Source organism: Pseudomonas imperatae (genome assembly GCF_057128625.1).
On the sequence record NZ_JBSKHP010000001.1, the window covers coordinates 330,169 to 344,192 of the forward strand.

Consider the following 14,024-nt stretch of genomic DNA (forward strand, 5'->3'; position numbering starts at 1 on the left):
ATCCGGCCCTGACCTGAAACATCCGCGCCGCGACCGGCTCCAGCCGTCGCGGCGTTTTTCCATCGTTAGCGCCGTGTGCTGGAACACGGCGTCCGTCTTTGCAGGAGTGTTCACATGGCTGTTGGTCTGGGTCCTTTGCCAACGTTGCACCCGGTCGCTGGTTTCGAGCTTGGCATCGCTTCGGCGGGCATCAAGCGCCCTGGGCGCAAGGACGTGGTGGTGATGCGCTGCGCCGAAGGTTCGAGCGTGGCTGGCGTCTTCACCCTGAATGCGTTCTGCGCCGCGCCGGTGATCATCGCCAAGCAGCGCGTGCAGGGCACCGTGCGTTACCTGCTGACCAACACCGGCAATGCCAACGCCGGCACCGGTGAGCCTGGCCTGGTGGCCGCCGAGCGCACCTGCGCCAGCCTGGCCAAGCTGGCTGGCGTCGACGCCAGCGCGGTGCTGCCGTTCTCCACCGGCGTGATCGGCGAGCCGCTGCCGGTCGAGAAGATCGAAGGCGCCCTGCAGGCTGCCCTGGACGACCTGTCCGTGGACAACTGGGCCGCTGCCGCCACCGGCATCATGACCACTGACACCCTGCCCAAGGGCGCCAGTCGCCAGTTCGTGATCGACGGCGTGACGGTCACTGTTACCGGCATTTCCAAGGGCGCGGGCATGATCCGTCCGAACATGGCCACCATGCTCGGCTACATCGCCACCGACGCCAAAGTGGCCCCGGCGGTGCTCAAGGACCTGATCCTGGACGGCGCCAACAAGTCGTTCAACCGCATCACCATCGACGGTGACACCTCCACCAACGACTGCTGCATGCTGATCGCCACCGGCCAGGCCAACCTGCCGGAAGTGACCGAAGCCCGCGGCGCGCTGTTCGACGCCCTGAAGAAGGCCGTGTTCGAGGTGTGCATGGAAGTGGCCCAGGCCATCGTCCGTGACGGCGAAGGCGCCACCAAGTTCGTCACCGTGCAGGTCAACGGCGGTGGCAACCACCAGGAATGCCTGGACGTGGGCTACGCCGTGGCGCACTCGCCGCTGATCAAGACCGCGCTGTTCGCCTCCGATCCCAACTGGGGCCGCATTCTGGCGGCAGTCGGCCGTGCCGGTGTGCCAGAGCTGGACGTGAGCAAGATCGACGTGTACCTGGGCGAAGTGTGCATCGCCAGCCGTGGCGGTCGTTCGGCCACCTACACCGAAGAGCAGGGCTCGGCGGTGATGGCGCGCGAGGAAATCACCATTCGCATCGAGCTGGGCCGTGGTGACTGCAGCGAAACCATCTGGACCACCGACCTGTCCCACGAATACGTGAAGATCAACGCCGAATACCGCACGTAATTCCGTAGCCGCTGCCGAAGGCTGCGCTGGCCCTGGAGTGCGCTGGAAATATTCAGTGTACTTGGGGGCCAGCGCAGCCTGGCGGCAGCGGCTACAGGACACTGGAGGAATCGTGAAACGCATTCATGTAGCCGCCGCCGTCATCCGTGGCGCTGACAACCGTATCCTCATTGCCCGCCGCGCCGACACCCAGCACCAGGGCGGCCTGTGGGAGTTCCCGGGTGGCAAGGTGGAAGAGGGCGAAAGCGTGCGCGCCGCCCTGGGCCGCGAGCTGGCCGAGGAACTGGGCATCACCGTGACCGCGGCGCGCCCGCTGATCAAGGTGCAGCACGACTACCCGGACAAGCAGGTGCTGCTGGACGTGTGGGAAGTGTCGGCCTTCACCGGCCAGCCCCACGGCGCCGAAGGCCAACCCCTGGCCTGGGTCACCGCCCGCGAGCTGCCCAACTACGAATTCCCCGAAGCCAACCGGCCGATCGTCAAGGCGGCGGGGCTGGCCAGCGAATACCTGATTACCCCCGGCGAGCTGGAAGGCCCCGAGCTGCTGCGTGGCATCCAGAAGGCCATCGCCAACGGCGCGCGGCTGGTGCAGCTGCGCGCGCCCAATGGCTACGACCCCAAGTACCGCGACCTCGCCGTGGACGCGGTGGGCCTGTGTGCCGGCAAGGCGCAGCTGATGCTCAAGGGCCCGCTGGAATGGCTGGGGGACTTCCCTTCGGCCGGCTGGCACCTGATTGCCGAACAGCTGCGCAAATACGCCAGCAAGGGCCGCCCGTTCCCTCGTGAGCGGCTGTTGGCAGCCTCCTGCCACAACGCCGAGGAGCTGGCGCTGGCGCAGCAGATGGGCGTCGACTTCGTCACCCTGTCGCCGGTGCAGCCGACCCAGACTCATCCCGATGCCCAACCGCTGGGCTGGGAGCAGGCGGCCGAGCTGATCGCCGGCTTCAACTACCCGGTGTTCCTGCTGGGTGGCGTAGGCCCTGCCGACAAGCAGCGCGCCTGGGACCTGGGCGCGCAAGGTGTAGCCGGGATCCGCGCCTTCTGGCCAGAGGCGTGATTTCAAACGCCGCTATCGCGTAGCCGCTGCCGTCAGGCTGCGCTGGCCCTCGGGTTCGCTGGAGATTTCCAGTGAGGCATGGGGCCAGCGCAGCCTGGCGGCAGCGGCTACGGGGGGTGGTGTTCAGGGTTTTGCGGCGGGTTGCCAGAGGATCTCGGGTACACCCTGGCGCCGGGCGATGATGCGCGCTGCCACGAACAGCAGGTCCGACAGCCGGTTGATGTAGGCCAACCCCACGCCCCCCAGCGGTTCCACCGCATTCAAATGCTGGCAGCGACGCTCGGCACTGCGCGCCAGGCTGCGGCACACGTGCGCCTGGGCGATCAGCGTGGAGCCACCCGGCAGGATGAAGTTCTCCAGCGGGCCCAGTTCTTCGTTCCAGGCATCGATCACCTGCTCCAGCCGTGCCACTTCGGCAGCATCCAGCGCCTGGTACGCCGGCATCGCCAGCTCGCCACCCAGGTCGAACAAGCGGTGCTGGCACGGCGCCAGGGCCTCCAGCACCTCGCTCAGGCGCGAATCCTCGGCGCAGCCGGCCAGTAGCAGGCCCAGCTGGCTGTTCAGCGTGTCGACCTCGCCAATGGCCTCCACGCGGGGGTGGTCCTTGCCCACGCGGCGGCCGTCGCCCAGGCCGGTTTCGCCCTTGTCACCGGTGCGGGTGTAGATCTTCGACAGGCGAAAGCCCATGGTTCAAGTCTCCGAGGTCAAGAGGGGAGTGGCGACGGTGCTGGCCGTCAGCGGCAGGCGCAGGGTGAAGCAGGTGCCCAGCCCCGGCGTCGATTGCACTTCCATCTGGCCCTTGTGGTTGTTGGTGATGATGAAATAGGAAACCGAGAGCCCCAGGCCGGTGCCCTGGCCGATTTCCTTGGTGGTGAAGAACGGCTCGAAGGTGCGCTTGCGCACCTGTTCGGGCATGCCGATGCCATTGTCTTCCACCTGGATCTCGGCCCAAGGCGGGTTCAGCCGGGTGCGCAGCGTTATGCGCCCGGGCTCGCCGCCTTCGGGGCGCTGGTGGATGGCCTGGGCAGCGTTCTTCAGCAGGTTGAGCAGCACCTGCTCCAGTTCGTTGGCGGTGCCAGGCACCGGCCCCAGGTTGGGGTCGAACTGGCGGATGATGTTCTGGCCCTTGAAGTCGAAGCCGATGGCCAGGTCGAAGTCGTTGCCGGCGATTTCCACCGCCTGGTCGATCAGCGCCGGCAGGTCGCAGGGCGCCAGCTGGCGATTGCTGCGGCGGCTGAAGCTGAGCATGTGGGTGACGATCTTCGCCGCCCGTGCGCCGGCCTGCTGGATGCCGTCGAGCAGTTGCGGGATCTCGCGGTTGAGCAGGTAGCGGTTGACCGTCGCCAGGTCGATACCGGCCTCGGCGGCGGCCTCGACGTTGCGCGGCAGGTCGGCGGACAGGCGCCGGCGCACGTTCTGCACGTTGTGCAGAATGGCGCCCAGGGGGTTGTTGATCTCGTGGGCCATGCCGGCCGCCAGGCCGCCCACCGAGAGCATCTTCTCCGACTGCACCATCATCTCTTCCATGGACAGGCGCTGGCTGATGTCGTCGATACGAATCACCACGCCACGGCCGGCGCCGCCCATCAGCGGGTAGAAGGTCAGGGCGTAGTGGTGGGCCACGTCGTCCTTCACCCAGGTCACGCGCTCGATCTTGGCCACGGTGTGGCGTTCAACGGTGGTCTTGAGCTGCGGCAGGAACGGCTTCAGCGGTTCGAACGCAAGGAATATCGGCTGGTTCAGGGCCTCGTCCAGGGGCGTGCCGGAAAGCGCGCTGGCCTCCTGGTTCCACTGGGTCACGTAGAGCTGTTCGTCCAGGGCAATCAGCGCCGAGGGCATGGAGTCGATGATGCTGTTGAGGTAATTCTGGAAGCCCGTGAGTTTCTTCTCGATCTTGCTGCGCACCTGCACTTCCAGCTCGAGCTTGCGGTTGGTGTGGCGGGTTTCCTCGGCCAGGCCCTGGGCCTGGTCATAGGCGGCCTGGGAGTCGTCGCGGGCGCGCTTGAGCTGTTGTTCGCGGGCTTCGATGCGCGACAGCATGGTGTTGAACGCTTCGGCCAGGCTGCCGATTTCGTCATGGTTGCCGGGGGCGGCGCGCAGGGAGTAGTTCTCCTCGCGGGTCACCTGCCGTGACAGTTCTTCCAGGCGGTAGATGGGCTGGGTGATCAGGCGCTTGATCTGCCGGGCAATCACCAGCCACAGCAGCACGCTGAACACCAGGATGCCCAGGCTGGCGGTGAGGGTGCCGGTGTAGAAGGCCATGGGCAGTTCGCTGCTGGCGATCAGCAGCAGGTGCCCCGGCGGCTTGCCGCTGCGGGGCAGGTTGACCACCTGGGTGCTGCGGAATTCGGTCTGGCGCCACTTCTCGACGTTGCGGAAGTGCTCGGGCAGCCTCAGTTGCTGGCCGTGCTGGGTTTGCGCGAGCAGCTTGCCGTCGGTGTCGTAGACCGCCGCCGCCCGCAGCGGCGAGTAGCTGTTGAGCTCTTCCAGCAATGCCTGGGCGCTCTGCGGCGAGTCCAGCGACTCGATGGCCAGGGCCGGGTTGGTGACCAGCTTGCCGATGGTCTGCAGGGCCTGAGGCGCCATGCTTTCCTGGGAGATCCAGTAGGCGGCGCTGATGAAGGTCAGGTTGGCGACCAGCAGCACGGTGGTCAGCAGGACCAGCAGGGCGGCGAGCAGTTTCTGCCCCACCGGCAGGTTTTCGAGGCGCTGGCGCAATGGCATTGACGGTTCCGTCTTCCTGGAAAGGGCGTTCAACCTTGAGTGTATCAAAGCGTCGCCGGGCTCAGACGCTGGGCAGGCCCAGGGCCTGCAGGTGTTGGACCAGGCGCGCGTGCAGTTGTTGCAGGTGTGGCAGGGCCAGCTGGTGGCGGGCGGCGGCCGCGCAGGCGTAGCCCAGCAGGTAGCTGATCTCCGTACGGCGGCCCTGGGCGACGTCCTGGTGCATGGAAGAGAAGTTGGCGGCGGTGGCCTGGATCACCCGCAGCACCTCGGCGTGCAGGTCGCTGGCAGCGTCGGGCTGGCCGCAGCGCTCCAGCAGTTCGGCCAGCTCGGCGCACAGGGTGGCCACCTGCGCCGGGTGCTGCTGCAGGCCGCCGTTGCGACAGTCGTGCAGCACGGTCAGCGGGTTAATGGCGCAGTTGAGGGCCAGCTTGCGCCACAGGCGGGTGAGGATGTCCGGGCTCCACTGGTGGGGGATGCCGGCGCCCGCCAGCTCGTCCAGCCACACCGGCGCGGTGGGCGCGGCGGGGTCGCCCAGCCAGGTGAAGCCATGGCCGGCGAACGTCACGTGCCAGTCCCGGGCGCGGAACGCGCCCTCGGTGCTGGAGGCGAAGATGCAGCGCGCCTGGGGCACCGCCGCTGCCACCGCATCCTGGCTGCCCAGGCCGTTCTGCAACAGGATGACCTCTGCCCCGGCCGCCAGCCGCGGTGCCAGCCGTGCCACCACGTGCTCGGCGTCATAGGCCTTGCAGGCCACCAGCAGGCGCTGGATGGGCGCCTGGCTGTCGAAGGTCTCGGCGGGCAGCGGGTACAGGTGGCTGACGTCCTGTTCCACCAGGGTCAGGCCGCCCGCCGCCTGGTAGCTGCGCAGGCGGGCGTCGTCGCGCAGTATCAGCGTCACTGGCAGGCCATGGCGGCTCAGGCGGCAAGCCCACAGGGTGCCCAGGCTGCCGGCGCCCAGTACGTGCCAGGGCGTGCTCATGCGCTGCGCACCGGCAGGCGCCTGGCGCTGACCAGGCCGCTGTCGTAGGACTCGCCCAGCAGCTCGCGGGCCGCCTCGAACAGCGCTTGCGGGCTGTCGGGCAGGCTGTCGCGGTCGGCGCCGATCAGGCTGATGCCGGCCACCACTTCCACGGGGCCGGCGGCGGTCATGAAGGCCTTGAGGTTGAGCCCGTCGTGCAGGCGCTTGAAGCTGCTGGGTGCGCATTCGCTGAGGTCGGGCGGCAGGGTCAGCAGCACAAAATGCTGGTCGTCCAGGCGCCCCAGCACGTCCAGCGGCCGCACCATCTGCTGCAGGCGCCGGCCCACGCCCTGCAATAGCTCGTCGAAGCCCTCGCTGCCGTGCTCGCGTTGCAGGTCACCGGCGTTCTGCAGGCCGATCAGCAGGTAGCACAGGGCGCCACCGCGGGCCTGCACCTGGCGCAGGCTGTCGGTGAGTTTCTGCCGCAGGTAGCGGGCGTTGCCCAGGCCGGTGAGCGAGTCCACCAGGTTGCGTTGCTCCAGGCTGGCGATGTTCTGCCGCAGCAGGCTGTTTTCCTGGCGCAGGCGCTGGATGATGTTGTATAGCCGCTCGGCGGCGTGCAGGCGCGCGGGTAACTGTTCGGCCAGGGCCTGGGGGTGGATCACGTCGTCGATGCCGTGGTCGGCGGTTTCGTCCAGCAGCGGCGCGGGCGGCTGGTCGCTGACCAGCAGGATGTAAGTGTAGTGCTCGCCCATCTCGTCGAACTGCCGCACCCGCGCGGCCAGCGCCAGGCCCTGCGCGCCCTCGAGCAGCATCAGGCTTGCCGGCTGGCGCTCCTGGCGGCCCAGCGCTTCGGCATGGGTACAGGCGGTGACGGCGTGGTAGCCGGCGTCATGCAGTTGCGCGGCGAGGGCCGCGGCCCGCGCGGGATCGTCATGGACCAGCACAATGCTCAGATTCGGGTTAGGCATACGTGACTCACGGGGTTGGGGAGACGATCTGCCACCGCATGGCTGCAACTTCGCGCATGAAGGGGCGTTGTGCACTGCTGGCAACCGTTATAATGACCCGGCATTTTAACCGTCAAGCCAGGCGTGCTCCATCTGTACCGAGCTGCGCCGTTTTTTTTGGAGAATTTTACATGCCCTCGTTCGACGTAGTGTCCGAGCTGGACAAGCACGAAGTCACCAACGCCGTGGAAAACGCGGTCAAGGAACTGGACCGCCGCTACGACCTGAAAGGCAAAGGCACCATCGAGTTCAAGGAACTGACCGTTACCCTGACCGCCGAGGCCGAATTCCAGCTGGAAGCCATGATCGAGATCCTCAAGCTGGCGCTGGTCAAGCGCAAGCTGGACGTGAAGTGCCTGGAAGTCAAGGACGCCTATGCCTCGGGCAAGGTGATGAAGCAGGAAGCCACCCTGCGCGAAGGCATCGACAAGGAGCTGGCGAAGAAAATCGTCGCTCACATCAAGGACGCCAAGCTCAAGGTCCAGGCCGCCATCCAGGGCGAGCAGGTGCGTGTCACCGGCAAGAAGCGCGACGACCTGCAGGAAGCCATCGCGGCCCTGCGCGCCAAGGAATTCGACATGCCGCTGCAGTTCAACAACTTCCGCGACTGATTGCCCGGGGGACGTCGCAGGGAACCTGAGCGGGGCTCGCGGCGTCCCACCCCCGTGGCGCGGGTGAAACGATTGCGCCGACCGGCAATAGGAGAGCCCTTATGGATGTAAACGCAGAAGTGGACCAACTCGTCCAGAAATCCCAGACCTGGATCCCGATGATCATGCAGTACAGCAGCCGCGTGCTGTTGGCGGTGGTCACCCTGGCCATCGGCTGGTGGCTGATCAACCAGCTGACCCTGCGGGTGGGCAAGCTGCTGGCCCTGCGCAACGCCGACCTGGCGCTGCAAGGCTTCATCAGCAGCCTGGCCAATATCGCCCTCAAGGTGATGCTGATCGTCAGCGTGGCATCGATGATCGGCATCGAGACCACTTCCTTCGTCGCCGCCATCGGTGCCGCCGGCCTGGCCGTGGGCCTGGCCTTGCAAGGCAGCCTGGCGAACTTCGCCGGCGGGGTGCTGATCCTGCTGTTCCGGCCGTTCCGCATTGGCGACTGGATCGAAGCCCAGGGCGTGCAGGGCACCGTGGACAACATCATGATCTTCCACACCGTGCTGCGCACCGGTGACAACAAGACCGTGATCCTGCCCAACGGTCCGCTGTCCAACGGCATCATCACCAACACCAACCGCCAGCCAACGCGCAAGATCACCTACGACATCGGCGTGGACTACGACGCGGACCTGCAGAAGGCCCGGGAAATCCTCCTGGACCTGGCCAAGGACCCGCGCGTGCTGGAATCGCCGGCACCTGAAGCGGTGATCTCGGCATTGGGCGACAGCTCGATCACCGTGTCGCTGCGCTGCTGGGTGAACACCTCGGACATGGGCGGGGTCACCAACATGATCAACGCCGAGATCCGCGACCGCCTGCGGGCGGCGAACATCGACATACCGTTCCCGCAGCGCGTGGTGCGAGTGGTGTCGGAAGCCACCCAGTAAGAACAGAAAAGCCCCTTTCCAGGGGCTTTTTCATGCGTCCAGCCATGGCACGGTGGTGCCTGGGGACGCGGCCTGCGGGCCGCTGCTACGGTTTTTCCGTTGCCACTTCTTCTTCCACTGCCTCCATGCGGTTGCCGCGGCTTTCCTGGTGCCAGTGCAGGGCAATCAGGAACAGCGTGGGCACGCCCAGCACCGCGGTGATCAGGAAGAAGTTGTGGTAGCCGAACTTCTCCACCATCACCCCCGAATAGCCGCCGATCAGGCGCGGCAACAGCAGCATGATCGAGCTCAGCAGGGCGTACTGGGTGGCCGAGAACTTCAGGTTGGTCAGGCTCGACAGGTACGCCACGAACGCCGAGGTGGCCATGCCCGAACTGAAGTTGTCCAGGGAGATGGTCACGATCAGCATCTGCAGGTTCGGGCCCATGTCGGCCAGCATCAGGAACAGCAGGTTGGTGGCCGCCGAGGCGGCGCCGCCGATGAACAGGATCGGCAGGATGCCGAAACGCACGATCAGCAGGCCGCCGACGCCGGCGCCCAGCAGCGTCATCACCAGGCCGAAGATCTTGCTGACGCTGGCGATCTGGTCCTTGGTGAAGCCCTGGTCGATGTAGAACACGTTGGCCATCACGCCCATCACCGTGTCCGACATGCGGTAGGTGGCGATCAGCCCCAGCAGCAGCAACGCCTGCCAGCGGTAGCGGGTGACGAAGTCGCTCACCGGGGTCAGCACCGGCGCCAGGCCGCGGCGGCCCATGGCCGACAGGCACAGGGCGGTGAGGGTGATGTAGAGGATGGCGCGCAGGAAGGCACGGTCGGTCATCAGCAGGTTCACCAGGCTCTCGCCGTGGAAAATCACGCTGGCGAAGTCGGTGTTGTACAGCTGGGTGAACATGGCCGGCACGGAGATCAGCAGGACGATCAGCACGAACACCGACACCAGCTGGTGGCCGAACTTGTAGCGGCCGGCCGACAGCTGGGTGCGCAGCGGCACCGCGGGCTCGCGCATCACCAGCGTGGTGATCAGCGCCGGCACCATCAGCACGCCGAACAGCATGTAGGTACCGGCCCAGGCCTTGTGCAGGTAGGCGTAGCCAGTGGAGCCGAACGCCTCGGCGAAGAACAGCGCGCCGGCGGTGGCCAGCAGCGCGGCGATTCGGTAGCCGGCCATGTAGCTGGCAGCCAGGGCCGCCTGGGTGTTGTCGTCGGCGATTTCCAGGCGGTAGGCGTCCACGGCGATGTCTTGGGTGGCGGAGGCGAACGCCACCATGACCGCAATGGCGATCAGCCAGGACAGGTGTTTTTGCGGGTCGCAGAAGCTCATGCCGATCAGGCCGATGATCACCAGCGACTGGGCCAGCACCAGCCAGGAGCGGCGACGGCCCATCCGCGCCAGGAATGGCAGGCGCCATTGGTCCAGCAGGGGTGACCACACCCACTTGAAGGCATAAGCCAGGCCAATCAGGCTGGCATAGCCGATGGTCTCGCGGGCTACGCCGGCTTCACGCAGCCAGACGGAGAGGGTGGAGAACACCAGCATGTACGGCAGGCCGGCGGCGAAACCGAGCAGCAACAGGACAAGCGTCGAAGGGCTGGCATAAGCGGCGAGCGCGGCGCGCCAGGTTTTACGGGGCATGGGCTGGAATCTGCCTCAGTTTACGAAAACAAAGCGCGCACTCTAACCGTTAGGGTCCATGGGACGCCAGCCATGGCGACGGATATCCACCCGATTATTCATGAAAGTTACACCCTCGGCACGCAGCCGCGCCCGTTGCTCCTCGCCTCCCACGGTACCGGCGGCGAGACTTATCCGACCACCGGCACCTATCACTCGGTGCCAGGGTAGCTGGCTGCCTTCAGGCAGTTGGCTCAAGGTCCGCCCCACCCACCGCGCAGCCCGCCCCAGCCCGGCCATTTCGGCCAATTGGCCGTAGGTCACGACCTTGCCTTCGGGCACCTGGGACAACACCACATACAGGGCCGTGCGACGTTCCGCTGCCGGGTCAGGAGGGTTTTTGTCACCAGGTGGTTGCAAACGATTGCTGAACTCATTGGCCATTTGTCGGTCATTCCTTGCGCGGGAGCTGTCCATCCGGATGATGCCCGGCTTTCCTCAAAAACCCTCAAAACTCGAGCCCGAATCTGCTTATGCTGTCCAGAACCCTTATGTGCCTCGCCATTGCCAGCGCCTCAACCACTGCCCTTGCCGACACGGTCTGGATGAAGAACGGCGACCGCCTGACCGGCAAGATCACCGTATTCGACGGTGGCAAACTGATGCTCGACACTCCGTATGGTGGCTCTGTCGCCCTGGATTGGAAACAGGTCAAGACCCTGGAAAGCGACCAGGAGCTGCTGGTCAAGCAGGACGCCTACACCGGCCAGAAGGCCAAGGCCCTGAAGCCTTCCGACGACGGCAAGGTGACCTTGCAGAACGGCGAGGCGCCCAAGACCGTCGAGCTGGCCAGCATCCAGCAGATCATCAAGCCCAAGCCGGTGGTCGAGGACCTGGTGTGGAAGGGTAACATCGACGCGGCCCTGGACTTCAAGCGCGCCGACAGCAACACCGACGACTACAACCTGGCCTTCAAGACCAGCGCCCGCAGCGGCCGCTGGCGCCACACGGCGGACGCCGAGTACAACCGCGAGGCCACCGACGGCGTGATCGGCACCAACAACTGGAACGCCGAGTACGCGCTGGACCGCTTCATCACCGACAAGTGGTACTGGCAGGGCCGCGTCAACGTCAAGCGCGACTTCGTCGAGGACCTGTCCAAGCAACGCACCGTGGGTACCGGCCCGGGCTACCAGTTCTGGGATGACGAACTGGGCGCGTTCTCGCTGGGCTCGCTGCTCAACCACAGCACTTACGAATATTCCGACGGCGCCAAGTCCGACTTTTACTCGGTGGGCGTGAAGTGGGCCTACAACCGCTTCCTGATCGGCAAGACCGTGGAGTTCTTCACCAACGGCGAAGTGGGCAAGCCGCTCAGTGGCGTGGCCGACTACAGCCTGGATTCGGAAGTGGGGCTGCGCTACAAGGTCACGCAGTGGGCGTCGCTGAACCTCAAGTACGAGAAGGACCTGGTGACCGGTTCCAGCAACGCCGACCTCAACACCAGCCGCTACACCGCAGGCTTCGGCGTGGCCTGGTAAGCGGCGCCGTCCTCATCGCGACCAAGGTCGGCTCCTACCACGATTTGCGTAGGAGCCGACCTTGGTCGCGATGAGGACGACGCGGTACAGGTGACAACCCGCCTGCCAGTGTTTACCTTTGGGCTTTCCTTTATTACACCAAGGAGCCCAAGGTGAGCGCCAAAGCCCTGCGTCAGGCCCGTGAACTGCTGCTCAAGGAATACCGCGGCGTGCTGTCGACCCTGTCCAAGTCCATGCCCGGCTTCCCGTTCGGGTCGGTGGTGCCGTACTGCCTGGACGCGGCCGGCAACCCGCTGATCCTCATCAGCCGCATCGCCCAGCACACCCACAACCTGCTGCAGGACCCCAAGTGCTCGCTGTTGGTGGGCGAGCGCGGCGCCGAGGATGTGCAGGCCGTCGGCCGGCTGACGGTGATGGCCCAGGCGCGCAAGCTGGAGGACGAAGCTGCCATCGAGGCCGCGGCCCAGCGTTACTACCGCTACTTCCCGGATTCGGCCAACTACCACCGCGCCCATGATTTCGATTTCTGGGTGCTGGAGCCGGTGCGCCACCGCTACATCGGCGGTTTCGGCGCCATTCACTGGCTGGACCAGGTCACCCTGGCCAACCCTTTCGTCGGCCAGGCCGAGACCGGCATGGTTGAGCACATGAACGCCGACCACGCCAAGGCCATCGCCCACTACGTGGAGCTGGCCGGGTTGCCGGCGGACGTGCCGGCGCAACTGGCCGGCGTGGATAGCGAGGGCATGCACCTGCGCATCGGCCAGGCGTTGTACTGGCTGGCGTTTGAAAAGCCTTGTAACACTCCTTTGGAGGTCCGCCAGGCCTTGGTTTCACTGGCCCACGCCGAGGTCTGGCCGACGACTGGGCAGGTCGAGGCTTGAATTCACGAAACGTCGACGTCATCTAAGGTTTACTGGAAGTCGTTCTTCCGCAGAGGAAACCTTGATGCGTGTCTTTTTACTGTTGTTCCTGCTCTTCCCGGTGCTGGAGCTTTTCGTCTTCTTCAAGGTCAGCGTGGCGATCGGGTTCTTCCCGGCGCTGGCGCTGATCATTGCCGGCTCTGCCATTGGCGTGCTGGTGGTGCGCGTGGCCGGGTTGGCCACCGCCCTGAATGCCCGTGCCAGCCTGCAACGCGGCGAACTGCCGGCCGAACAGGTGTTCCAGGGGCTGATGCTGGCCATCGGCGGCGGCCTGCTGCTGTTGCCAGGTTTCATCAGCGACGTGCTGGGCCTGCTGTGCCTGCTGCCGTTCACCCGCAAGCTGATTGCCGGCAAGCTGCAGGCCAAGGCTCGCGAGCAGGCGTCGCGCCAGCGTTCGTTTGCCGAGGAGATGCATGGCCGGACCTATGAAGGCCATGCGCGGCCGGCGGCTAATCACGCGGTGGGGCGTGAGCCCAATGTGATTGAAGGTGAGTTCGAGAAGCGCGATTAAGCTGCACCACTGAAACAAAAACGGCCCTTCGGGGCCGTTTTTGTTGGCTGTTGATCTGCTTTTGCTCTGGCTTTTGCTCTGGCTTTTGCTCTGGCTTTTGATCTGGCTTTTGATCTTGATTGTATGCCCCGTAAAGCGCCCGGGCCGACTGGAGGCGTCGATCAACGGGCTGCCCGAAGGGCCGAGGCCGCAGGCCGAAGAGACGGTAACCCGCAGGCTTCTATAGCGGGTGCCGTCTGCCCGTTGATCGACGCCGGAAGGAGGGGACCCGTAGCGCAGCGGAGGGCCCAAGCAGGGGCAAGCGTTTTTTGCTTACTTTTTTTGGCGTTTGAAAAAAAGTGAGTCGGCGTAAGGCCGAAAAGGTGATTGTGCATCACCCATCGAAAATGGATATGTTCACGATGGTCGGATCCTGCTTTTGAGGGTTTTGGACATATCCATTTTCGTGGGGATACCACCGACCGTTTCGGCCTTACGCCGACTCACTTTTTGGCAGTCGCCCCAAAAAGTAAGCAAAAAGGGCTCGCCCCTGCTTGGGCCCTTCGCTTCGCTACGGGTCCCCTCCCTCCGGCGTCGCTCAAGCGGACGACGGCCCGGAATAGAAGCGCCTCCGGTTCCGTCTTCCCCGGCTACGCCGAGGACCGCTTGATCGACGCCTCCAGTCGGCCCTGGCGCTTTACGGGGCCAAGATCAAAAGCCAGATCAAAAGCAACATCAAAAGCCAAAGCCAAAGCCAAAGCCAAAGCCAAAGCCAAAGCCAAAGCCAAAGCCAAAGCCAAAGCCAAAGCCAAAGCCAAAGCC

13 protein-coding genes are annotated in these 14,024 nt (G+C 65.3%); 7 read left to right on the forward strand and 6 right to left on the reverse strand.

Annotated elements, in window-relative coordinates; all coding sequences use genetic code 11:
* Positions 1–114: 114 nt before the first annotated feature.
* The gene (argJ, locus tag ACWKWX_RS01580) at positions 115–1,332 is read left to right on the forward strand and encodes a bifunctional glutamate N-acetyltransferase/amino-acid acetyltransferase ArgJ (protein ID WP_416426816.1); all 1,218 of its coding nucleotides are present in this window, start codon (positions 115–117) and stop codon (positions 1,330–1,332) included.
* Positions 1,333–1,444: 112 nt separating this feature from the next.
* Positions 1,445–2,389: a Nudix family hydrolase gene (locus ACWKWX_RS01585; protein ID WP_483826860.1), complete on the forward strand. Its 945-nt coding sequence runs from the start codon at positions 1,445–1,447 to the stop codon at positions 2,387–2,389.
* Between the two features lie 123 nt (positions 2,390–2,512).
* Here the strand turns inward: ACWKWX_RS01585 and ACWKWX_RS01590 are convergent, their stop codons facing one another.
* From ACWKWX_RS01590 to ACWKWX_RS01605, 4 genes are all read right to left on the reverse strand, one after another.
* The gene (locus tag ACWKWX_RS01590; RefSeq protein ID WP_483826861.1) at positions 2,513–3,076 is read right to left on the reverse strand and encodes a cob(I)yrinic acid a,c-diamide adenosyltransferase; all 564 of its coding nucleotides are present in this window, start codon (positions 3,074–3,076) and stop codon (positions 2,513–2,515) included.
* Positions 3,077–3,079: 3 nt separating this feature from the next.
* On the reverse strand, positions 3,080–5,113 hold the full coding sequence (locus ACWKWX_RS01595) for a sensor histidine kinase (protein ID WP_416426812.1): 2,034 nt from the start codon (positions 5,111–5,113) through the stop codon (positions 3,080–3,082).
* 61 nt (positions 5,114–5,174) lie between these two features.
* Positions 5,175–6,092, reverse strand: a complete 918-nt coding sequence (locus ACWKWX_RS01600) for a putative 2-dehydropantoate 2-reductase (RefSeq protein ID WP_416426811.1) — start codon at positions 6,090–6,092, stop codon at positions 5,175–5,177.
* A complete protein-coding gene (locus ACWKWX_RS01605; protein WP_483826862.1) occupies positions 6,089–7,042 on the reverse strand; it encodes a GGDEF domain-containing protein in 954 nt (317 codons plus the stop codon). The genes ACWKWX_RS01600 and ACWKWX_RS01605 overlap by 4 nt, the downstream gene beginning before the upstream one ends.
* 170 nt (positions 7,043–7,212) lie before the next feature.
* Here ACWKWX_RS01605 and ACWKWX_RS01610 point away from each other — a divergent pair, with 170 nt between their 5' ends.
* On the forward strand, positions 7,213–7,692 hold the full coding sequence (locus ACWKWX_RS01610) for a YajQ family cyclic di-GMP-binding protein (protein WP_027976882.1): 480 nt from the start codon (positions 7,213–7,215) through the stop codon (positions 7,690–7,692).
* 101 nt (positions 7,693–7,793) lie between these two features.
* Positions 7,794–8,633 (forward strand): mechanosensitive ion channel family protein, encoded by an 840-nt coding sequence (locus tag ACWKWX_RS01615; RefSeq protein WP_416426807.1) that lies wholly within the window; start codon positions 7,794–7,796, stop codon positions 8,631–8,633.
* A gap of 85 nt (positions 8,634–8,718) precedes the next feature.
* On the opposite strand, the gene ACWKWX_RS01620 is transcribed toward ACWKWX_RS01615, so the two are convergent.
* Entirely contained in the window at positions 8,719–10,269 is a 1,551-nt protein-coding gene (locus ACWKWX_RS01620) for an AmpG family muropeptide MFS transporter (protein WP_416426805.1), read from the reverse strand.
* Between the two features lie 42 nt (positions 10,270–10,311).
* The gene (locus ACWKWX_RS01625) at positions 10,312–10,692 is read right to left on the reverse strand and encodes an MGMT family protein (RefSeq protein ID WP_416426804.1); all 381 of its coding nucleotides are present in this window, start codon (positions 10,690–10,692) and stop codon (positions 10,312–10,314) included.
* An 89-nt stretch (positions 10,693–10,781) separates the two neighbouring features.
* On the opposite strand from ACWKWX_RS01625, the gene ACWKWX_RS01630 reads away from it, so the two are divergent.
* The 3 genes from ACWKWX_RS01630 to ACWKWX_RS01640 all read left to right on the forward strand — a co-directional run bounded on the left by ACWKWX_RS01630 (position 10,782) and on the right by ACWKWX_RS01640 (position 13,223).
* Entirely contained in the window at positions 10,782–11,789 is a 1,008-nt protein-coding gene (locus ACWKWX_RS01630; protein WP_416426802.1) for a DUF481 domain-containing protein, read from the forward strand.
* 152 nt (positions 11,790–11,941) lie between these two features.
* Positions 11,942–12,673 (forward strand): HugZ family pyridoxamine 5'-phosphate oxidase, encoded by a 732-nt coding sequence (locus ACWKWX_RS01635; protein ID WP_416426801.1) that lies wholly within the window; start codon positions 11,942–11,944, stop codon positions 12,671–12,673.
* 64 nt (positions 12,674–12,737) lie between these two features.
* Positions 12,738–13,223, forward strand: a complete 486-nt coding sequence (locus tag ACWKWX_RS01640; protein ID WP_416426800.1) for an FxsA family protein — start codon at positions 12,738–12,740, stop codon at positions 13,221–13,223.
* Positions 13,224–14,024 lie beyond the last annotated feature (801 nt).

Coding starts and splice junctions, on each gene's coding strand:
- argJ (WP_416426816.1), top strand. CDS start 115: ATGGCTGTTGGTCTGGGTCCTTTGCCAACGTTGCACCCGGTCGCTGGT.
- ACWKWX_RS01590 (WP_483826861.1), bottom strand. CDS start 3,076: ATGGGCTTTCGCCTGTCGAAGATCTACACCCGCACCGGTGACAAGGGC.
- ACWKWX_RS01595 (WP_416426812.1), bottom strand. CDS start 5,113: ATGCCATTGCGCCAGCGCCTCGAAAACCTGCCGGTGGGGCAGAAACTG.
- ACWKWX_RS01600 (WP_416426811.1), bottom strand. CDS start 6,092: ATGAGCACGCCCTGGCACGTACTGGGCGCCGGCAGCCTGGGCACCCTG.
- ACWKWX_RS01605 (WP_483826862.1), bottom strand. CDS start 7,042: ATGCCTAACCCGAATCTGAGCATTGTGCTGGTCCATGACGATCCCGCG.
- ACWKWX_RS01610 (WP_027976882.1), top strand. CDS start 7,213: ATGCCCTCGTTCGACGTAGTGTCCGAGCTGGACAAGCACGAAGTCACC.
- ACWKWX_RS01615 (WP_416426807.1), top strand. CDS start 7,794: ATGGATGTAAACGCAGAAGTGGACCAACTCGTCCAGAAATCCCAGACC.
- ACWKWX_RS01620 (WP_416426805.1), bottom strand. CDS start 10,269: ATGCCCCGTAAAACCTGGCGCGCCGCGCTCGCCGCTTATGCCAGCCCT.
- ACWKWX_RS01625 (WP_416426804.1), bottom strand. CDS start 10,692: ATGGCCAATGAGTTCAGCAATCGTTTGCAACCACCTGGTGACAAAAAC.
- ACWKWX_RS01630 (WP_416426802.1), top strand. CDS start 10,782: ATGCTGTCCAGAACCCTTATGTGCCTCGCCATTGCCAGCGCCTCAACC.
- ACWKWX_RS01640 (WP_416426800.1), top strand. CDS start 12,738: ATGCGTGTCTTTTTACTGTTGTTCCTGCTCTTCCCGGTGCTGGAGCTT.